This window comes from Novosphingobium aerophilum (assembly GCF_014230305.1).
In the GTDB taxonomy this organism is placed as follows: Bacteria; Pseudomonadota; Alphaproteobacteria; order Sphingomonadales; family Sphingomonadaceae; genus Novosphingobium; species Novosphingobium aerophilum.
Genome location: NZ_JACLAU010000003.1, coordinates 139,169 through 158,656 on the forward strand (window position 1 = coordinate 139,169; position 19,488 = coordinate 158,656).

Genomic DNA, 19,488 nt, shown 5'->3' on the forward strand with positions numbered 1-19,488 from the left:
CCGCCCGCTCAGATCGGGAAGTGGCCGGGCTGGGTCTCGATGGTGATCCAGCGCGTCTCGGTAAAGCTGTCGATGCCCTGGCGCCCGCCGAAGCGGCCATAGCCCGAGGCGCCGACCCCGCCGAAGGGCATCTGCGCCTCGTCGTGAACGGTCGGGCCGTTGACATGGCAGATGCCCGAACGGATGCGGCGAGCGATCCCCAGCCCCTTGGCGGCGTCGCGGGTGAAGACCGCGGCCGACAGGCCGTACTCGCTGTCGTTGGCCAGCTCGATCGCATGCTCGGCATCGCGCGCGCGGATCACCGCGACCACGGGGCCGAAGCTCTCGTCGCGGTAGAGGTTCATCGCCGCGGTCACGCCCGCGACGACGGTGGCCGGCATGATCACACTCTCCGCCTTGCCCCCGGCGACCACCTCGGCCCCCTTGGCCACGGCGTCGTCGATCAGCGCGTTGACGTGATCCACGGTCTTGCGATCGACCACGGCGCCCAGCGGCGTGGTCCCCTCGCGCGGATCGCCCGCCGCCATGCTGGCGGCCTTCGCCGCGAACTTGGCGATGAAGGCATCGGCCACGGCCTCGACCACGATGATCCGCTCGGTGCTCATGCAGATCTGGCCCTGGTTCATGAAGGCGCCGAAGGCCGCGGCCTTGACCGCCTCGTCCAGATCGGCGTCCTCCAGCACCAGCAGCGGCGCCTTGCCGCCCAGCTCGAGCAGGCAGGGCTTGAGGTGCTCGGCCGCGCGCTTGGCGATGATCCGGCCAACGTGGGTCGATCCGGTGAAGTTGATGCGCTTGACCGCGGGCGCATCGATCAGCGCGCCGACCACCTCACCCGCATCCTCGGGCGCATTGGTCACGACATTGACCACGCCCTCCGGGAAGCCCGCCTCGGCGAAGGCCTCGATGATCAGGGCGTGAGTCCTCGGACAGGTCTCGCTCGCCTTCAGGATCACGCTGTTGCCGCAGGCCAGCGGCACCGCGATGGCGCGCACGCCCAGGATGATCGGCGCGTTCCACGGCGCGATCCCCAGGATCACCCCGACCGGCTCCTTGAGTGCCATGGACAGGCACCCGGGCTTGTCGCTGGGGATCACCTCGCCCGCGATCTGGGTGGTCAGCGCGGCGGCCTCGCGCACCATGCTGGCGGCGAGACCGAGGTTGAACATCGCCCAGCCGGCGGTCGATCCGGTCTCGGCCATCATGGCGGCGACGAAGGCATCCTTGCGCGCCATCAGCGCGTCGGCGGCCTTCATCAGCACCGCGCGGCGGGCGTTGGGCCCCTGCGCCGCCCAGGCGGGAAACGCCGCCTCGGCGCGCGCGGCGATCGCGGGGATGTCAGAGGCCTTGAGCGCCGGCGCGGACGAGGCCACCTCGCCGGTGATCGGGTTGATGCGGGTGAATTCCATGGGGGTCTCCATAGCGGCAAGGGGCAGATCACAAATTCAAAAGGACATCAGCAGCTTTCGGCCGCTCTTCGGGGCAGCAGGAGCAGCGCCGCCAGGGCGACGAGCGATCCGGTGGCCATGAAGCCGGCCACCACCGGCAGCGAGAAGCCGGCCTTGAACAGATAGCCGCCCAGAACCGGGCTGATCGCCGCGCCACCACGGCCCAGGCCGATGACGAAGCCGGTTCCGCCCGCCCGGTTGGCGGTGGGAAAGCTGCTCGCGACCAGGCCGTAGAGCCCGACGATCACGCCATTCGCGCAAAACTGTGCGGTGGCCGCCGCCAGGGCCAGCAGGGTGAGGTCGGCCGGACTATGCCCGAACAGCGCAACCGCGGCGCAGGAGGCGATCATGAAGCCGGACAGCAGGACGCGGGTCGGCACCCGGACCGACAAGGCGCTGTAGAGCAGGCTGCCCGCCAGCCCGCCGACATTGCCCCAGACCAGCACGCTGCCGGCCGATGACGGCGCGAAGCCCATGTCGGCCACGATCTTGGGCGACCACTTGAGCACGAAGTAGAAGGTCAGCAACTGGCTGAAGTAGATGATCGTAAGGAGGCCCGTTGTCACGGCCATGCCGCCGCGAAACAGCTCGGCGATCGAGCTCTCGCGCGCGACCGGATCGACCGGTGGCAACCGGTCGGTGGGGGCGTGGCCCAGCGCCACCAGGCTGCGATTGACCTGTTCGAGCGTATCGGGACCGCGGCGCTGCAACAGGGCACTGACCGGTTCGGGCACAAGCAGCGGCACCAGCGGCAGGAACACCGCGGTCAGCCCGGCGCCGAGCCAGAACACGTCACGCCAGTCTCCCTGCGCCAGAAGCCCGCTGGCGATCGCGCCACCGGCAATGCCGCCCACCGGATAGCCTGCCGCCATGATTGCGACCGCAGCCCCGCGTGAACGTTCGTTGGCGAACTCGGCGGCCAGGGCATTGATCACCGCCAGCATGCCCCCGATCCCCAGCCCCGTGAACAACCGTGTCGCTGCCAGGGCCTCGATCGAGCCGACCTGCGTGGTGGCGACCATCCCCGCCGCCATGATGACCAGGCAGGCCATCACGGTCGAGCGGCGGCCGACACGGTCGGCCAACTGGCCCAGCAGCACGGAGCCGACCATCATCCCGATCAGCTCCATCGACAGCACCACGCCCAGCGCAGGCCGGTCGATCCCCCACTCCTTCGAGATGCCGGGCGAGGCGAAGCTGATCGACAGCACGTCGAACCCGTCGAGCGCATTCAGCAGCACGCACATGGCGATCGCCACGAGCTGGCGTCCGGTCATCGGTGCCCGGGCGAGCCGCTGGCGCGGATCGTCCGCAACGGCTCCCGCCCCGCCTGCTGCATCGACCATTCCACTCTCCCGCCTGGTTGGATCCGGCTCTTGCCGTTCTCTCTGTCTCTTGTCGTCCGTTCAGCCGGTCCAGATCAAGGCGTCAAGCGCCACCACGCCCTCGCCGGCCGGATGGAGGATCACCGGGTTGAGATCGAGCTCGCGCAGGCCCGGCTCGGCCAGCAGGATCGCACCCACGGTCCGGATCAGCCGGGCGAGCGCCGCCACGTCCAGCGGAGGGGCGCCGCGATAGCCGTGCAGCAGCGCCGCGCTCTTCAGCCTGCCCAGCTCGGCCACAATCTGCGTCTCGCTGAGGTCCGGAGTGATCAGGCGCACGTCCTGCAGGATCTCGGCCGTCACGCCGCCGAAACCGGCGAGCACGATCGGACCCCAGTCCGGATCGTTGCGGGCCCCGACGATCATTTCCACCCCGCGCCGTCCCATCGCCTCGACCAGCACGCCGTCGAGCCGGATCGCCGCATCATAGGCCGCCACGCTGTCATGCATCGCGGCCCAGGCGGCGCGCACCGCGGCGGCATCCCCCAGGTTCAGGGCCACCCCGCCGGCATCGCTCTTGTGACTGAGCGCCGCCGCCTGGGCCTTGATCGCGACCGGATAGCGCAGCGCCTCGGCCGCGGCGACCGCCTCGTCCGCCGTGGCGGCGAAGCGGCCCAGCGGGAACGGGACGCCCAGCGGGGCCAGCAGCGCCTTGGCCCGATATTCCGGGATGACACCCGAGGCATCGCGCAGCCCGGGAACCGCCAGCGGCGCCGGACTGTGATCGGCGAGGTCGTGCGCCAGGCGCGCACCCAGCCGCGCGAGGGCCCGGAACGCGCGTTCGCTGGTCGGAAACCACGGCACACCGCGGGCCCGCAGATCGGCGATGAACCGCGCGGGAATGCCGGCTCCCTCATCCAGCCCGGCGAAGACCATCGGCTTGCCCAGCGGTCGCTCGTCCAGCGCGGCAAGGATCGCGGGGACCTTGATCCCGCTCGTCACCGGATCGCCCTGGATGATCCCGCAGACGATCCCGCCCACCCGGGGATCGTCGCGCAGGGCCTGCAGCGAGCGGGTGTAGATCGAGGGCTGGCTGAGCCCCTGCGCGGTGATGTCGAGCGGATTGCTGACCGGCACGAACGGCGGCAGCGCCTCGCGCAGGGCCGGGCTGTCGGCATCGCCGAGCGGCGCCAATGGCAGTTGCAGTTCTTCCGCAAGGTCAAGCGTCAAGGCCTTGAATGCGCCGGATTCCCCTAGCACCGCCAGTTCGGGCCGGGTCAGCGGCGCGCAGCGCACCAGGATCTCGGCGATGTCACCCAGTTCCTCGAGCGTTTCGGCGAAGACAACGCCGGCGCGTTCCACCTTGGCGCGCATCAGCGGGTAATCACCGGCCATGGCCCCGGTATGGGTGGCGGCGCTTTCGCGGGCCGCGCTCGACTTGCCGGGATGGAGCAGCACGATCCGCTTGCCCGCCGCGCGGACCCGGGCCGCAGCGGCGAGGAAACGGCGGGGATGGCGGAACTGTTCCACGATCATCGCGATGACCGGGGTGTTCGGTTCATCGACCAGCCAGTCGACATAGTCCTCGACCGCGGAGCCCGCCTCATTCCCGGTCGAGACGGCATAGCTCAGCGGCAGGTCGCGCGCCTGCAAGGTCGTACCGAGCACCGCCGCCATGGCCCCGGACTGCGAGACGATCCCGATCGCGGCACGCCCTGCCGGGGCCACGCACTCGGTCTCGACGAAGGTCAGGGGCACCCCGTCGACATGGTTGACCATGCCCAGGCAGTTGGGACCTTCCAGCACCATGCCCGCCTCGGCCGCGATCCGCGCGATCTCGGCCTGCTGGGCCAGCCCTTCGGGGCCCCCTTCCGCAAACCCGGCGGAAAAGACGATCGCCGCCCCGCAGCGGCGTTCGGCCAGGCCGCGCACCGCATCGAGCACCGCGGGCTGCGGTATGGCCAGGACGGCCACGTCGACCCCCTCGGGCAGATCGGCGACCGAGGCCAGGCACGGGCGCGCGCCGATCGCCTCGCGGTTGGGATTGATCGGGTAGACCGTGCCGGCAAAGCCGTTGCGATCGAGGTTCCCGAGCACCGAGGCGCCGAGCGCCCCGGGCTTGTCACTGGCCCCGACCACCGCGACCGATTTCGGCCGCAGCAGGCGCGTGATCATCGCGGCGTCCGGCGTTCCGCTCATGCGCGCTGCCCTCCCCGCCCGCGCTCAGCGCGTGACCTTGGTGGCGTCGAAGGCGCCCAGCCCCGGCTTGAAGGTCTTCTCGTCGAGGAACTGCCTCGTCGCTTCCTTGCGCGCCTCGAGCCCGCCCATCCCGTTGAGCGCCTCCTGGGCGCGGATCAGGTAATCCATCGCGTTGTCGAAGGTCATTTCGGCCATGCGACGCATCGCCCACTTGGTGGCGCGCAGCGCATTGGGATCCTTCTTGAGCAGGACCTGGGCGATTTCCGTGACCCGGGCGTGAAGCTGGTCGGCGGGAACGCTCTCGGTCACCAGTCCCTGTTCGGCGGCCTGTTTGCCAGTGAGGTTCTCTCCCATCATCGCGTGATAGATCGCCTTGCGGAACGGCATCAGCTCCTGCGCGACCTTGCTGGCCCCGCCGCCAGGGAGGATGCCCCAGTTGATTTCCGAAAGGCCGAACGTGGCATCATCGGCGGCCACCACGATGTCGAGCGCATGCAGCGGCCCATAGGCGCCACCGAAGGCCCAGCCGTTGACCATGCCGATCGTGGGCTTTTCGTACCAGCGCAGCCGGTCCCACCAGCCATAGGCCTCACGCTGGCTCTTGCGGATCGCGCCGATCCCCAGGGCCTCGTTCTCGCGGAAGTACTCCTTCAGGTCCATGCCCGCCGAAAAGGCGTCACCCTCGCCGGTCAGCACCAGCACGCCCACATCCTCGCGGAACTCCAGGCTTTCCAGCACCCGCAGCATCTGGCGGTTGAGCTTGGGGCTCATGCAATTGCGCTTTTCCGGACGGTTGTAGGACACCCAGGCGATCCGGTCCTCGACCCGGACGGCAACGGTATCCTCTTCGGCGCGATCGGTCATGACACTCCCCGGCAGTTGTGATGGCAATTGCTATGATTCATAGCTTTCAATCTGCTATAGTCAATAGCGTTCGGGACAGTTAGGAAGAGGGCCCATGACGGACCACGCCAAGCCCCTGCCGAACCCGGAGCTGCGGGACCATGACCCGCCGGCCGCCGACCCTTGGCCGGACGATCCGCTGGCCGCCCTGCCCGGTTATCTGCTGCGCCGGGCCGCCAACGCGATGATGGCCGAACTGGCGACGCGCCTGACCGCCCTGGACCTGCGCATTTCGGAAGCGACGGTGCTGTTGCTGCTGGGCGGCCGGGAGGACCTGACCTCGGCCGACATCGGCAAGGCGCTCGATATCCAGCGGGCCAACATGGTCCCGCTGCTGGCCCGGCTCGAGACCGCCGGGCTGATCCGGCGTGAGCCGATCAACCGCAAATCGCAGGCGATCCTGCTGACCGAGGCAGGGCAGGATCGCCTCGCCCGGGTCCGCGAGGTGACCGACCGGTTCGAGCGTGACCTGCTCGATCGGGTTCCCGACGCCCATCGCGCTCACCTGGTCCCCGCGTTGCGAGCACTCAGCGGCTAGCCGGCCCAGCAAAAAATCAGCAAACTTCCGGAGAGAAATCGGGTTTGATCGATTTCCCCGATTACTGTCAGGGAAGCTTTCCATTGGGCAGGCCTGCCCCCGGCGGGATAGCCCACCCGTCTGCCCGGCCCAGACCGGGCCCGGACAGGAGGAGAGACATCCCATGAAAGCAACCCGGTTCGCGCTGCTCGCGCTGGCCCTGACCGCCTCACCGCTGGCGCTGACGGCTCCGGCCGCCGCCCAGGCACAGGCGGCTGCCGAAAAGGAATGGTGGCCCAGCAAGCTCGACCTTTCGGCGCTGCGTCAGCACGAGGCCAAGGCCAACCCCTATGGTCCGGACTTCGACTATGCGCGCGAGTTCGCGACGCTCGATCTCGATGCGGTGAAGGCCGATCTGCGCAAGGTGCTGACCACCTCGCAGCCCTGGTGGCCCGCCGACTATGGCCACTATGGCCCGTTCTTCATCCGCATGGCCTGGCACAGCGCCGGCACTTACCGCGCCGGCGACGGGCGCGGCGGCTCGGACGGCGGCGAGATGCGGTTCGAACCGCTCAACTCGTGGCCGGACAACGTCAACCTCGACAAGGCCCGCCGCCTCGTCTGGCCGATCAAGCAGAAGTACGGCCGCAAGCTGTCGTGGGGTGACCTGATGATCCTGGCGGGCAACGTCGCGATGGAGGACATGGGCTTCAAGACCCTTGGCTTCGCGGCCGGGCGGGTCGACGCGTGGCAGCCCGACCTGGTGTTCTGGGGCCCGGAAGCAAAGCTGCTCGCCGATGAGCGGCGCGATGCCAAGGGCAACCTCAAGGGCCCGCTCGCCGCGACCCAGATGGGGCTGATCTACGTCAATCCCGAAGGCCCGAACGGCAACCCCGATCCGCTGCTCGCCGCAGCCGACATCCGCCGGGCCTTCGGCGCGATGAACATGAGCGATGAGGAAACTGCGGCGCTGATCGCCGGTGGGCACACCTTCGGCAAGGCCCACGGGGCGCGCAAGCCCGAGGGCTGCGTGGCGGCCGACCCTGGTCAGGCCAAGATCGAGCAGCAGGGCCTCGGCTGGGCCAACAGCTGCGGCAAGGGCAAGGCCGAGGACACGGTCAGCAGCGGACTGGAAGGCGCCTGGTCGGCCAATCCGATCGCCTTCACCACCCAGTACCTCGACAACCTCTACGGGTTCGAATGGGTCAAGACCAAGAGCCCGGCCGGTGCGACCCAGTGGATCCCCAAGGACCCCAAGGCGGCCAACCTGGTGCCCGACGCCCACCTCCCCGGTGTGCGCCACGCCCCGATCATGTTCACCACCGACATCGCCCTGCGCGAGGACCCGGGCTTCCGCAAGATCACCATGGCGTGGAAGAAGAACCCGCAGCTCTTCGCCGATGCGTTCGCCCGCGCCTGGTTCAAGCTGACTCACCGAGACATGGGGCCCCAGGCCCGCTACCTGGGCAAGGACGCGCCCAAGGTGAGCTTCGCCTGGCAGGATCCGCTGCCCAAGGCCGACTATGCGGCGATCGACGCCGCCGACATCGGCAAGTTGAAGGAGGCCATCGCCGGCGCGGGCCTGACCACGCCGGAACTGGTCCGCACGGCCTGGGCGGCGGCGTCTACCTTCCGCTCGACCGACATGCGCGGCGGCGCCAACGGCGCGCGGCTGCGGCTTGATCCGCAGCGCGGCTGGGCGGTCAACGATCCGCAGGAACTGACCAAGGTGGTCACGGCGCTCGACGGCATCCGCACTGCCTTCAACAAGGCTGCCGGCGGCGGCAAGCAGGTCAGCCTGGCGGACCTGATCGTGCTGGGCGGGACTGTCGGGATCGAGCGGGCCGCCAAGGCCGCCGGGCAGGACGTGACCGTGCCGTTCACCCCGGGCCGGGTCGACGCCACCCAGGCGCAGACCGATGTCGCCAACTTCGCGGTGCTCGAACCCAAGGCCGACGGCTTCCGCAACTACTACAGCGCGGAGGCTCATTACGGCCCGGTCGAGGCCCTGGTCGACAAGGCCGACAGCCTGGACCTCACCGTGCCCGAAATGACCGTGCTGGTCGGCGGAATGCGGGCGCTCGGCGCCAACGCCGGGGGCTCGACCGCGGGCGTGCTCACCACCCGCCCGGGCACGCTGAGCAACGACGTGTTCGTCAACCTGCTGTCGATGGACACGGTGTGGAGCAAGTCGGCATCCGCGCCGGGCCTCTACGAGGGCAAGGACCGCACCACGGGCGCGACGAAGTGGACCGCCACCCCGGTCGACCTCGTGTTCGGCTCCAATTCCGAGCTGCGCGCCGTGGCCGAGGTCTATGCCTCGGACGACGCCAAGTCCAAGTTCGTGACCGATTTCGTCGCGGCCTGGACCAAGGTGATGAACGCCGACCGGTTCTGAACCGGGCCCCGCGTTGAACGAAAGTCGGCGGTCGGGCGCAAGCCTGGCCGCCGTTTTCGCTTCCGCCGCCGGTCTTCCCGGTGCTCGATCGGGAGACCCCGGCGGGCGGCGTCGTGACCCAGAACAGTCCGACCGTTGCCGTCCGAGCGCCGCGTCCCACCCTCGCCCCGAACCTGGCCCAAAGCCTGGCCTGCCCTGCCGAGGGTGGCAAATTTGGCCTTCGCCCAGCCCCGCCAGGTGCTATAGCCTTGGCAAGACAGCATAAGCGTTCGGGAGATGGGTCATGAAGGCAGCCATCAACAGGATCACGGCAGTTCTGGCATCGATCGGCCTGGGGATCAGTCCGGTCCAGGCCCAGTCGGCCGACACGGTGCAGGATCTGCTCGGCCAGAAACAGTCCGAAGGGGAAGCCGCGTTGAAATCCCGCGGTTTCCAGACCGCGCAGACCAATGCCCGGGCGGCGGGGGGCGTGTACTACTGGTGGAACCCGAAGACCAAGAAATGCATCCGGGTCGCCACGGTCAACGGCCTGTACTCCTCGATCACCAACGCCAGCAACAAGGACTGCGGTTACGACAGCAAGGGCGATACCCTGGCGGTCGCCGCGGTGCTGGGGGCAGCGGCGCTGGGGGCCATCCTGTTGTCGCAGAAGGACAAGGACAAGCCCGATCAATCCGGTCAGGTCATGCGTCCGCCCCACCCGTCCTGGCAGCAGTTCGAGGTCTATAGCGTCCGGCCCAACGGGCTGAGCATCTTTGCCCAGCCGGCGACCGGTGCCCCGGTCCTGATGCAGATGGCCGAGGGGGCCATCCTGCAAGGCTATGGTTGCCAGGTCTTCAATCGCGAACAGTGGTGCGAGGTCTCTCCCAACCCCAACATGGCCAAAGGATGGGCCCTGGGACGATACCTGCGCCCGACAGGTTCGGTCTCGCCCGGACATCATGCGGGCGCAACCGCCGCGGATGGCGAGCTCGTCGCCGTCAGTTTTGCGGCGGGCGGCGGAATCAACCTGATGTCGGGCCCCGGCCCGCGCGATCATGTGGTCGGCCGAGTGGATGCCGGATCAACGCTGCGACGGTACAGCTGCCACAACGCCTATGGCGAGAACTGGTGCCAGGTCGCCACGCTCGATCGGCGCCTGAACGGCTGGGCCCGCGCCCGGTTTCTCCAACCCGCGCCCGGCCATGGGACCTATCCGGGCTATGCCGGTGAGGCGGGCAGCATCGCGGGCCTGATCGGAATGGACAGCACCAGGGCCTTCAACACCCTGCGTTCACGCGGGTTTGACAACGTGGAGTCCTTCTCCACCGGAGGCCGGCTCTACAGCGTTTATTACCACAGGCCATCGCGGCTGTGCGCGCAGACCGCCGCCGAACAGGGCCGGATCATCGATGCCCGCGACATCCTGTCGCACCCCAAGTGCCGGTAACGGCTGGGTCGTTCCCGCAAGCCTGCGCATAGCGGACCGGAGGGCGACGGAGGGGAACCGAGGCGATCCCCCAGCGGGGCCCCTCGCAACACGGCAGGTGTGCCAGGCTTACGGCTGCCGTCCAGAGGGTGTCGCGCCAGGGCGCACGACGATCCGGTCCGGCGCGAACATCGGGCGTTCCTGGCCTTCGTCCACGAAGATCGCCCGCGCGCCCCACCGCAGGTCGGTGATGACGTAGCGCAGGCCATGGGTGCTGACGCCGTAAGGCCCACAGACCGGATCGGGAATGTCGCCGGTCGCCGTGGGCGCCAGGGCGTTCGGATCGAGCGGCGTCAAGGCATGGAAGCTGGTGGTGCGCGGCGCCGCCCGCACCGCGAGGCTCTGCCAGCGGCAAGGGGCGGCGGGCGGAAGGTGTCCCGAAGCGATCAGCTGTGCGGTGAGCGATGCGACACCAACGTCCGGGTCCATCGTCCAGGCTTCGACCACGATCCGCGTCACGCGCCCGTTGTGACGCTCGACAAAGGCTTGGCGCGTCCGGTCCCATCCGATCCGCCAGGTGCCGGTCCCCAGCCGGCAAACCTCGGTCCACAGCCCCACCCCGGCGGCCTCCTGCCACCGCCACGTGCACCGACCGGACTGGGTCTGCCATTCGGGCATCGGCGGGCGGGAGGGCTGCTCCGCTGCCACCGGGCCTGTGACCAGAGCGCCGAGCATCCCGGCCATGATTCCCAGTCGCCTCATCGTGCTTCCCCCAAGCCGAACCGAGCCACGATATCCGTCGCCCCGACGCGCTCTAGCCCATTTCGGCCCGGCGGTCGCCTGTCGCGAGACGGCCGCCTCCCGCCGCCGGCCGCTGGCCGTACGCGAGCGATGGCCGGTCGGAGGCCTGAACTGGCCTGGCCTGGCCTGGTCTCGCCTCGCCTGCCCAGCCCCCGCCGCCGTGGCCCGTCAGATCATGTCCGTGTCCGGGTTCGATTCGAGCACCTGGAAGCAAATCGTATCGATCAGCGGCTGCATCGCGACCGGTTTCAGCAGCATGTCCTGCGCCCCCGCGTCGAAGCATGCCTGCTTGATCCCCGTCCCGGTATCGGCGGTGATTACCACGATGGGGACCGTTGCCTTGGCATCGGAGCGGGCCCGGATGCGTCGGGTCACTTCCAGCCCGTCGATGCCGGGCATCCGCAGATCGACCAGCACAATATCGAATTCGTCGTGCTCCAGCTTGGCAATGCCGTCCGGGCCATCGACGCCCTCTTCATAGCCAATGCCCACCACGCCCAGCATGTCTTTCACCACTAGGCGGTTGATCGGATCGTCTTCGATGTAGAGCGCCTTGATGGGGATCGCCTGAACGTCGTCCGCCTCATGCGCCGTGGGGGTGGGGCTATGGTAGGTCATGCTGCAGCTCGTGCTGATGGAGGGGTGGGGTGGTCTGCCGTCGGCAGGCTGGCGGCAATGGTCGATCGCAGGGTTGCCGCCGACATCGGGCGGCAGAGAATCGTGACACCGCCGATCGCGGCTGCGGCGGCCTCGGCATCCGCGTCGGCGGCGCCCTGGACAAGCGCCAGAAGCGGCACCTGGCCGCCGGCCCAGCCGCAGCGCGCCGCCAGCGCCGCAAGGGCGTCCCAGCCACCTGACGACGATACGTCGGCCACGACCAGCGCAATCCCGGAGCCGGCTGCGGCCACCGCGGCGTCAGCGCTGTCGCAGCCGACCACCTCGATCCCGTCGGCTCCGATCGCCTTGGTCATCACATTGCGGCTCAGCGGGTTTGCCTCGATCAGCAAGACCGTGCACGGCGACACGGCCCGGGACAAGTCCGATGGGACGTCGCTGGCGGGTGCAGCGCTCTCGGGACCGGCGATGCCGTCTTCGGGCAATGGGAGGACGACTGTGAAGGTCGATCCCTTGCCCTCCTCGCTGATCACCTCGATCTCACCGCCCATCGCCCGTGCGAGATTGCGGCAGATCGCCAGGCCCAGTCCGGTCCCGCCATACTGGCGCTGGGTCGAATTATCGACCTGTTGAAAGGACTTGAAGATCAGCTCGAGATGTTCCGCGGCAATCCCGATCCCGGTGTCGGACACGGCGATCTGCAACCGGCCGCCAGAGGTCGTGGCAACCAGGCGGACCTCGCCAGCCCGGGTAAACTTCACGGCATTCGACAGCAGATTGAACGTGATCTGGCGCACGAGACGCGGATCGCACATGGCGATTGGCGCACAGCCGGCCAGATCGACCCTCAGCCTGATCCCGCGGGTCTCGGCCTGACTTTGCCACAGGTCGGCAACCCCGTTCAGCAGCGGATGCAGCCGCGTCGGCTCGCGCTCGACATGGACCCCGCCGGTCTCCATCTTGGCGACATCGAGAATGTCGTCGACCAGGGATTTCATCGTCGTGCCGGCATCGTGGACGGTCTTGATCCGTTCGCGGATGACCCCGGCCAGGCTCTGATCGTGCAGCAGAACCTGGGTCATGCCCAGAATGCCATTCAGCGGCGTGCGGATTTCGTGACTGGTGGTGGCCAGGAACCGGGTCTTGGCATCCAGCGCGCGCTCCAGCTCTTCATTGGTCTGCTGCAGCGTGATGTTCGCCATGGCCACCTCGTTGCGGCTCCGGCGGATGGTCCGCAGCGCCTTGGCGAGACCGAACACCACCAGACCAGCGATGGCCAGCAGCGTCATCAGCCCGATGAACGCCAGCCGATCGTAGCGCTCGCGCGACTTCTGCAGCGCGATGTCACTTTCAAGCTTCTTGGCCTTGATGCGCGAGACCTTGAGTTCCTGGTTCGCCAGATCGAACCGGGCCGCCATCAGCGCGGCATTGGTCGAGGCCATGACCGCGCGACGCTCCTCATCCAGCCGCTGATAGGCCAGCGAATGGGCAAGCGCGAGCGGATAGTCCCCGGCCGCGGCATAGACCTTGCTCGCCAGGTGGTGAAACTCGGCGTACTCGTAATTCGTCTTCGTCGGGTCCTGCCCCCTGAACAGCAGGTTGAGGTTGGCCACCGCCGCGGCGGTATCGTGCCTGGCCCAGTCGATCTGGGCCTGCACACCATGGAGGAAGGCGGCCAGATCGGGATCGCGCGCGCCCGGCGACGCCAGACCCTGGGCCACCAGTCGCCGCGCCGTACCCAGGTTCCCGGCCCGCGCATAGGCGGTCGCCATGTTCGTCAGGATGCTCGTTACGAGATCCTCGTTCTCCATGGTCCGGGCGATCTCCAGCGCGCGGCGGTACTGGAGAAAGGCCTCGTCGTAGCGTTTCAGCTCGACCAGCGCGTCGCCCTGGTTGTTGCGCGCGGCCACGCGGATCGCCGGATCGTCGAACAATTCGGCGGAATCGGCGTAGTACTTGAGCATTCGCTCGAAATCGCCCGCATCGAAATAGAGCGTGCCGATATACTGGAGGACCTTGGCCTGGCTGCGGCGCTGGCCCTGGGCCTCGAAGATCCGGAACGCCTTCTGGTAGTCCGAGAGGGCGCTGACGACATCCCCCTTGGCGCGGGCGATCTGGCCGATCGTCGCGAGGAGATCGCCATTCAGCGCCGATCCGGCGTCGTACTGCTCGACGACCCGCAAGGCGGCGATTGCAACCGCTTCGGCCGCGTCAGGCTGGTCGGTCCGGTTGAGCGCTTCCGCCTCGAGCCAGTGTCCCTGGGTTTCGGCCAGGCGCCGCTCGCGCAGATCGGCGATGGTTCCGGCCGAGGCGACCGCCTTCCGGGCATGGCTGAGAGCCTGGGCTGGATCGGACAGCATCGTCGCGCGCGATGCATCAATCGATTGCGCGAACTGTGCCGTCTGAGTGCCTGCGGTCGCGGGCAAGGCCCAAACCGCAAAACAGGCAAGCATCAACCAGGCAAGCGCATTGCGCATCATAGACAGGTCCAAACGGTTGGCCCTGCCTATGCGCCAGTTATCCTTCAAAAATTGTAAACGCCCTGATGATGGTCGACCGGGCCGATCAGAACGCCAGCCTCAGCCGCATGCCGGTCGCAACGCCCTGGGCATTGCGGGCATCGCTCCGGAAATCACCACGGCCGAACAGCGAAACCTCGCCCCATCCGCCTTGCAGCGGCAGACCGTAGTTCAGTTCACCCACCAGGCGGGGGCGTTCGCGCACGGTGAGCGATTGGGTCACCGCGCCCAGCGCCCCGGTCTCCCGGTCGACAACGCCCAGCGTGGTCAGGTCAACCGAACCCCGGGTCACGGCCAGCGGCTGGGTCAGCGAGAGCCGAACCTGATCGGCAGCCCGCACGATGCCCGACTTGGCCAAGGCAATCGCATAGGCCGAGGCGCCGAGGCCACTGGCTCCGGTGCGCAGGGCGGCACCGCCGTCGCGGCTGCGGCTGCGGCTCTGGGTTCCCGAGGCCGAGAGCAGCAGGCCGCGCATGGGTTCCACGCTGGCCCCGACCGTGACAGCCTCGGTGCGCGACGCGCCGACCAGACCGTCCACCGCGTTCGAGCCGACGCCCAGCAGTCCACTCTCCTCACGCAGAAGCGTGTAGGTGGTGCTCAGGCTGAGCCAGCGGCGCGGGGCATAGTCGATCTGGACGTTCTGCGCCGTGGCGCGGTAGTTCGCGTCCAGCACCACGGCCTCGCTGCCGGCGCCGCGCAGGGTGTCACCCAGCGCGTCGCGACGCGACCGGCTGTTGCTGAAGCTGACCCGCAGGTCCGCCCGGATCGCAACGGTTGCGCGCATGTGCGCGCCGCCAGAGGCGAAGCCGGCGATCGGGTTCACACCGCCATCGAGCGGGGCATAGTCGCTTTCCAGCCCGAAGCCCGACTGCAAGGTGGTGGTCGCGCTCGACCCCTGGCCAACGGTCAGGCTGAAACGGTCTTGCACGTCGCCGATGGTCAGGCTGTTTTCTGCACGGAAGTTGCGCACCGACCGCTCGGTCGGGCCGATCGGAACGAGCCGAGAGCGCATCGCCATCTTGAAACCCGGGCTGACCGGCATCGCTGTCGCGACCCCGGTGTCGCTGAGGGAGAGGTGCCCACCAACGCTGGTGAGCGCGGGCGCGCTCGCCCAGGCCACCAGACGGTTGAACACGAAGTCCTGGAAGTAGACCGAGCCGACCTTGGTCCCCGACAGACTGGGCGAGAGCGGGACCAGGAAGTCCCGGTTGGTGCCCCCGATGGTCTCGAAGGCGCTGATGTAGGCGCCCTGGGCCGCCCAGGCCGCGCGATTGGTGCTGCTGCGCACCGCCGACACGCTTTGCGGGGTCGAAACGCCCCTGGCCACGGTGTAGTAGACGAGGTTGTTGAAGTTGAGCGGCGCCTGCGCAGCCTCTACGTCCAGCATGCCCCAGCCATAGACCGGGTCGACGCCCGGCGCGCCCAGGTCCCTGGCCGAACGCAGGATGATCTGCGCGGTCTCCGCCGGAAAGTTCTTGAGCCATGGCCAGCGGCCCTGGAGCAGGGCGATTGTGCCGGTGACGAGCGGGGCGGCGAGCGACGTCCCCGAATAGCGAGCGACTCCACCGGCGCCGTTCGAGGCGAGCACGTTCTCGCCGGGGGCCACGAGGAAGTAGTTCTTCAGCGGCCCACCGGAGCCAAACGCAGCGGTCTGGCCGCACTGGCCCTGCACGATCAGGCAAGCCTCGCCTGGGCGGTTGGAGAAGCTCGAAATCTGGTTGTTGGCATCGACCGAACCGACCACCAGGAAGGGAACGCCCTTGGCGGCTGTCCATGGCACGTTGGTGGTCTGAGTCAGCCCATCATTGCCGGCGGCGATCACGAAGAGCGCCTGACTGGCCTTGCTGGCGGACTTCATCGCCGTGTCCCACTTCGGCGAGAAGGCCAGACCCGGCTCACCGAGGGACAGGTTCACGACACTGGCACCAGCACCGACGACAGCGTCGATGCCCTTGCCGACCGTGCTCCACGATGATGACGCGTTGGCATCATAGGGATTGTAGAAGGCGATGTTGGCCCCCGGGGCGATCCCCATGATGTTGCGACCATCGTGCGCCGCCACCATCAGGCTGGCAACAGCGGTCCCGTGTACATTGGAATAGGTGGTTGTGCCCCCGCTGTAGGTCACTCGGGCCAGCACGTCAGCATCGCCTGCCAGCCTGGTGTCGACGAGACCGATGGTCACACCGGTGCCGCGCCCCTGCACGTTGGTAAGAGCCGGCGACCACTTGGCCTGGAACATCCAGTTGTCGATCTGATCGTAGCCGGAAAAGCCGTTCAGGCCATCGAACCATTCGACAAAGAACGCCGCGCGCTTGTCGGCGGTCAGCGCCGTGAGGCTCTGCGGCGAAGTGCCGGCGATGCCGTACTTGCTGAACAGCGGGGTCTGGAAGCTGGACTGGAAGGTCCCGCCAAGCCGTGCGGTGACCGCAGGCCCCCAGAAGGTCTGCGAATTGTTGACCACCGCGGTCAGGTTTGACGCCAGCTGCGCCCGGTCCGCCGCTGTGGCGGTGCCGGCGTCGATTTTCGCCCAGATCACCATCGACTGGGACCACAGAGGGCCGTTGGTGTTCCAGAAGCTGCCGATCATCTGCTGGTTGGGCAGCCCGGTGGAGAACGTGGCGATGTTCTTGTACAAGGGGTTCAGGTCACCCCAGAACGTGCTGATGTTCTTGTACTGCGGATCGAGCCCGCTCCAGAAGGTGCTGATGTTCTTGTAGAGCGGCTCGACGCCGCTCTGGAAGGTGCTGATGTTCTTGTAGACCGGCTGGATGAACTTCGCGTTGGTCATCGTCGGTGTGGTGGACGTCGTCGCGGCGGACGTCGTTGGGGCGGTCGTGGGGGCCGGCGACGGGGCCTGCTGGGCGACTGCGGGTACGGCCGGCGCACAGGCCAGAAACACTGCGACTCCCGAAAGCAGCTTTGCTCGCATCACAATTGCCCCTCTGGAAATGGATTTCCAAGTGAAGCCCTTATGCAGCGGGGTGTCTTGCGAATGTCCTTGGGAACCCGGTTAAGTTGATTCGACCGGTCACCCTATGGGATTATCCTTGGCCCGATGGTCGCGACCGACACCGTGCGTCGCGATTCCCTGCGATGTCGGCTGAATGCTCCGAACCCCGGGGCGGGCGTCCCGCAGGCGCCCGCTGCCATGCCTTCAGGTCCCGACCCGTTTGCGAATCTTCGGGACTTGCAGCGCCAGAGTGGGTTCCTGCTCGATGAATTGCCGCAGCCCCTCAAGCGGGCGTGCCTTGGAAATGAAGTAGCCCTGGATCATGTCGCAGCCCATGACGCCCAGCAGGGATGCCGTCATCTGGTCTTCCACGCCTTCCGCGGTCACTTTCATGCCAAGGCCGTGGCACAGATCGATCGTCGATCGCACGATCATGGGATCGCGATGGCTGCGCGTGATGCCGCGGATGAATTTCTGGTCGATCTTCAGTTCTTCGGCCGGGATTTGCTTGAGGTAGCTGAGCGAGGACAGCCCGGCTCCGTAGTCGTCAATGGCCAGGGCGATCCCGGCATCGCGCATGGCGTTAAGGCAGTGCAGCGCCTCTTCGGGATTATCCAGCACCGCCGTCTCGGTGATTTCCAGACCAAGGCGGCAGGCCTTGGTGCCGGCCAGGGCGATCAACCGCTCGGTGAATTGCGATGTCACCAACCTGGCCGAGAGGTTGACGAATATCGCCCCTCCCAGCTTGTCCGCGTCGAGTTCCTGCGCGTCCCGCAAGGCGCGCTCGATCGTCCACACCGTCAGGTCGGAAATGCCCCCGACGGTTTCGGCCTGCGCAACGAATTCCTGCGGAGACAGCGCGGTGCCATCGGGTAGAGTCCAACGCGAAAGGGCCTCGGCGCCGCAGATTTTCGACGTCCGGCAATCCAACTTGGGCTGGTAGTGCAATTGCAGTTCGCCGGTGCGGATCGCGGCCTTGATCGCCGGCCCCAGAGAGCCCGGCGAGCCCCCGGTGCTGGAAGCGCGACCGGCCGACGAAGCCTGGTCGAGCCATCGGCCCCAGGGCCGCAGGACGGCCGCTCGGTGGCTGCCGGCAAGGCCAAGCGTAGCTGCAATGCCCAACGTCATGCCGATCACGAAGGTGGCAATGCCATCAATGTCGACAGGCACACCCATGACCTTGGCCATGAACTTGCTGTCGGCAACAGTCGTGATCCAGTCCTGGAACATGTTGTCCTTGTGTTGTGCGGCCCGGCTTCAAGAGACTGTGGCAGGGGTCCTGCTCTGCCCGAAGAAGGTTATGGAACGATTAAGCAGCGGGCATTCCACGCAATTCAGGGGGAGGCGGCATCCGCGACCTTGTTCCTCTTGCGGCGCAGCAGCGCCGAGATCGGACGGCACCCGGCCCCACCCGGCTGCGCCTCACGCGCGAGCCGGCCGCGCCGATCGATCACCCGCGCCATGCCCTGCGCCTTCGCAATGCCCGGATCGGCGGCCCCGGGGCCACGGGAGTCAATCGGGCAGAACCGTCGACCTGGCGGGCGTCAGGAGCTCCGTAAGGGCGCTTTTCGCGAACCGCCGCCGCATGACGATCGCGTAGAAGGTCTCGACAATGCTCGGCAGCTTCGCCGCTTCCACAAACAGGCCGGACGCCAGCTCATCGGCGACCACGATCGGGGCCAGAACCGCCAGCCCCAGTCCTTCGCGGGCAAGCAGGCGCATCATCGCCATATCATCAACTTCGGCGACAATGTTGGGCTGCACACCGAGTCTTGCGACCAGGCTGTCGAAGCCGGTCCGCACCATCGTGCCACGAGCCGGCAGGACGATCGGAGTGTCCGACAGCTGTTCCGCCAGTGAGCTCTGCGCGATGGTGAACGTGCTGTGACCGATCAGCGCCACCGGCTGTTCGGAAATGCGGTGGACCACGAAAGGCGAAAGATCGTCCGTCGGAGGCGGTTGGGTGGACAGCACGACATCGAGATTCAGGGTGCGCAGCGCGTCCAGCAGCTCGGCCTCGCTACCGGATTTCAGGATCAGTTCGACATCGCGGCGACCGAACACGGGACGCAGGAAGCCGATCTGGAAATTGCGCGAAAGCGTGGCCTGTGCCCCTACCCGCAGGGTTTCGCGCGCCAGCCCGGTCTCACCGAGCGTCCCCAGCAGATCGTCTCCCGTGGCAAAGATCGCATTGGCGTGATCCAGGGCGATACGGCCGGCCTCGGTCAGGTGCAGCGTCTTGGCGCGCCGGTTGAACAGGGCATGGCCCAGGCGATCCTCCAGCTTGCGGATCTGCACCGAGAGCGAGGACTGGGACACGTTGAGGCGGGCGGCGGTCCGCGTGAGGTTCCCGTCGCGCGCGACTTCCCAGAAGTAGCGGAGGTGGTTGTAGTTCAGGCCAGGCATGC

At 67.7% G+C, this 19,488-nt stretch carries 14 protein-coding genes; 3 read left to right on the plus strand and 11 right to left on the minus strand.

Annotated features, from left to right (window positions below; translation table 11 throughout):
* Nucleotides 1-8: 8 nt before the first annotated feature.
* Genes H7F49_RS04105 through H7F49_RS04120 form a run of 4 tightly spaced genes read right to left on the minus strand, consistent with a single transcriptional unit; the run spans nucleotide 9 to nucleotide 5,830 of the window.
* Nucleotides 9-1,406, minus strand: a complete 1,398-nt coding sequence (locus H7F49_RS04105) for an aldehyde dehydrogenase (RefSeq protein ID WP_214647638.1) — start codon at nucleotides 1,404-1,406, stop codon at nucleotides 9-11.
* 47 nt (nucleotides 1,407-1,453) lie between these two features.
* Nucleotides 1,454-2,791 (minus strand): MFS transporter, encoded by a 1,338-nt coding sequence (locus tag H7F49_RS04110; RefSeq protein WP_235981776.1) that lies wholly within the window; start codon nucleotides 2,789-2,791, stop codon nucleotides 1,454-1,456.
* 60 nt (nucleotides 2,792-2,851) lie between these two features.
* Entirely contained in the window at nucleotides 2,852-4,966 is a 2,115-nt protein-coding gene (locus H7F49_RS04115) for an acetate--CoA ligase family protein (RefSeq protein ID WP_185682296.1), read from the minus strand.
* A gap of 24 nt (nucleotides 4,967-4,990) precedes the next feature.
* Entirely contained in the window at nucleotides 4,991-5,830 is an 840-nt protein-coding gene (locus tag H7F49_RS04120; protein WP_185682297.1) for a p-hydroxycinnamoyl CoA hydratase/lyase, read from the minus strand.
* A 94-nt stretch (nucleotides 5,831-5,924) separates the two neighbouring features.
* On the opposite strand from H7F49_RS04120, the gene H7F49_RS04125 reads away from it, so the two are divergent.
* The 3 genes from H7F49_RS04125 (at nucleotide 5,925) to H7F49_RS04135 (ending at nucleotide 10,213) form a co-directional block, all read left to right on the plus strand.
* The gene (locus H7F49_RS04125; RefSeq protein WP_185682298.1) at nucleotides 5,925-6,407 is read left to right on the plus strand and encodes a MarR family winged helix-turn-helix transcriptional regulator; all 483 of its coding nucleotides are present in this window, start codon (nucleotides 5,925-5,927) and stop codon (nucleotides 6,405-6,407) included.
* A gap of 163 nt (nucleotides 6,408-6,570) precedes the next feature.
* Nucleotides 6,571-8,784 (plus strand): catalase/peroxidase HPI, encoded by a 2,214-nt coding sequence (katG, locus tag H7F49_RS04130; RefSeq protein WP_185682299.1) that lies wholly within the window; start codon nucleotides 6,571-6,573, stop codon nucleotides 8,782-8,784.
* A gap of 283 nt (nucleotides 8,785-9,067) precedes the next feature.
* Nucleotides 9,068-10,213, plus strand: coding sequence for an SH3 domain-containing protein (locus tag H7F49_RS04135; protein WP_185682300.1), 1,146 nt, complete (start codon nucleotides 9,068-9,070; stop codon nucleotides 10,211-10,213).
* A 108-nt stretch (nucleotides 10,214-10,321) separates the two neighbouring features.
* Here H7F49_RS04135 and H7F49_RS04140 read toward each other — a convergent pair whose 3' ends face one another.
* From H7F49_RS04140 to H7F49_RS04165, 7 genes are all read right to left on the minus strand, one after another.
* Nucleotides 10,322-10,954 (minus strand): hypothetical protein, encoded by a 633-nt coding sequence (locus H7F49_RS04140; protein WP_185682301.1) that lies wholly within the window; start codon nucleotides 10,952-10,954, stop codon nucleotides 10,322-10,324.
* Between the two features lie 207 nt (nucleotides 10,955-11,161).
* Nucleotides 11,162-11,611 carry a response regulator gene (locus tag H7F49_RS04145; RefSeq protein ID WP_214647639.1) on the minus strand — a complete coding sequence of 150 codons (450 nt, stop codon included), beginning with the start codon at nucleotides 11,609-11,611 and terminating at the stop codon, nucleotides 11,162-11,164.
* Complete coding sequence (locus H7F49_RS04150; RefSeq protein WP_185682302.1) at nucleotides 11,608-13,968, minus strand: ATP-binding protein; 2,361 nt, start codon at nucleotides 13,966-13,968, stop codon at nucleotides 11,608-11,610. The genes H7F49_RS04145 and H7F49_RS04150 overlap by 4 nt, the downstream gene beginning before the upstream one ends.
* A gap of 205 nt (nucleotides 13,969-14,173) precedes the next feature.
* Nucleotides 14,174-16,918 carry a S8 family peptidase gene (locus H7F49_RS04155; RefSeq protein WP_185682303.1) on the minus strand — a complete coding sequence of 915 codons (2,745 nt, stop codon included), beginning with the start codon at nucleotides 16,916-16,918 and terminating at the stop codon, nucleotides 14,174-14,176.
* Between the two features lie 366 nt (nucleotides 16,919-17,284).
* Nucleotides 17,285-18,310: an EAL domain-containing protein gene (locus H7F49_RS04160; protein WP_185682304.1), complete on the minus strand. Its 1,026-nt coding sequence runs from the start codon at nucleotides 18,308-18,310 to the stop codon at nucleotides 17,285-17,287.
* Between the two features lie 104 nt (nucleotides 18,311-18,414).
* Nucleotides 18,415-18,543, minus strand: coding sequence for a hypothetical protein (locus H7F49_RS19755; RefSeq protein ID WP_268958934.1), 129 nt, complete (start codon nucleotides 18,541-18,543; stop codon nucleotides 18,415-18,417).
* Nucleotides 18,544-18,592: 49 nt separating this feature from the next.
* Nucleotides 18,593-19,486, minus strand: coding sequence for a LysR family transcriptional regulator (locus tag H7F49_RS04165; RefSeq protein ID WP_185682305.1), 894 nt, complete (start codon nucleotides 19,484-19,486; stop codon nucleotides 18,593-18,595).
* Nucleotides 19,487-19,488: the final 2 nt, after the last annotated feature.

Excerpts from the sequence above, each read along its gene's own strand:
- H7F49_RS04105 (WP_214647638.1), bottom strand. The coding sequence starts at position 1,406 with ATGGAATTCACCCGCATCAACCCGATCACCGGCGAGGTGGCCTCGTCC.
- H7F49_RS04110 (WP_235981776.1), bottom strand. The coding sequence starts at position 2,791 with ATGGTCGATGCAGCAGGCGGGGCGGGAGCCGTTGCGGACGATCCGCGC.
- H7F49_RS04115 (WP_185682296.1), bottom strand. The coding sequence starts at position 4,966 with ATGAGCGGAACGCCGGACGCCGCGATGATCACGCGCCTGCTGCGGCCG.
- H7F49_RS04120 (WP_185682297.1), bottom strand. The coding sequence starts at position 5,830 with ATGACCGATCGCGCCGAAGAGGATACCGTTGCCGTCCGGGTCGAGGAC.
- H7F49_RS04125 (WP_185682298.1), top strand. The coding sequence starts at position 5,925 with ATGACGGACCACGCCAAGCCCCTGCCGAACCCGGAGCTGCGGGACCAT.
- katG (WP_185682299.1), top strand. The coding sequence starts at position 6,571 with ATGAAAGCAACCCGGTTCGCGCTGCTCGCGCTGGCCCTGACCGCCTCA.
- H7F49_RS04135 (WP_185682300.1), top strand. The coding sequence starts at position 9,068 with ATGAAGGCAGCCATCAACAGGATCACGGCAGTTCTGGCATCGATCGGC.
- H7F49_RS04140 (WP_185682301.1), bottom strand. The coding sequence starts at position 10,954 with ATGAGGCGACTGGGAATCATGGCCGGGATGCTCGGCGCTCTGGTCACA.
- H7F49_RS04145 (WP_214647639.1), bottom strand. The coding sequence starts at position 11,611 with ATGACCTACCATAGCCCCACCCCCACGGCGCATGAGGCGGACGACGTT.
- H7F49_RS04150 (WP_185682302.1), bottom strand. The coding sequence starts at position 13,968 with ATGCTGTCCGATCCAGCCCAGGCTCTCAGCCATGCCCGGAAGGCGGTC.
- H7F49_RS04155 (WP_185682303.1), bottom strand. The coding sequence starts at position 16,918 with ATGACCAACGCGAAGTTCATCCAGCCGGTCTACAAGAACATCAGCACC.
- H7F49_RS04160 (WP_185682304.1), bottom strand. The coding sequence starts at position 18,310 with ATGTTCCAGGACTGGATCACGACTGTTGCCGACAGCAAGTTCATGGCC.
- H7F49_RS19755 (WP_268958934.1), bottom strand. The coding sequence starts at position 18,543 with ATGGCGCGGGTGATCGATCGGCGCGGCCGGCTCGCGCGTGAGGCGCAG.
- H7F49_RS04165 (WP_185682305.1), bottom strand. The coding sequence starts at position 19,486 with ATGCCTGGCCTGAACTACAACCACCTCCGCTACTTCTGGGAAGTCGCG.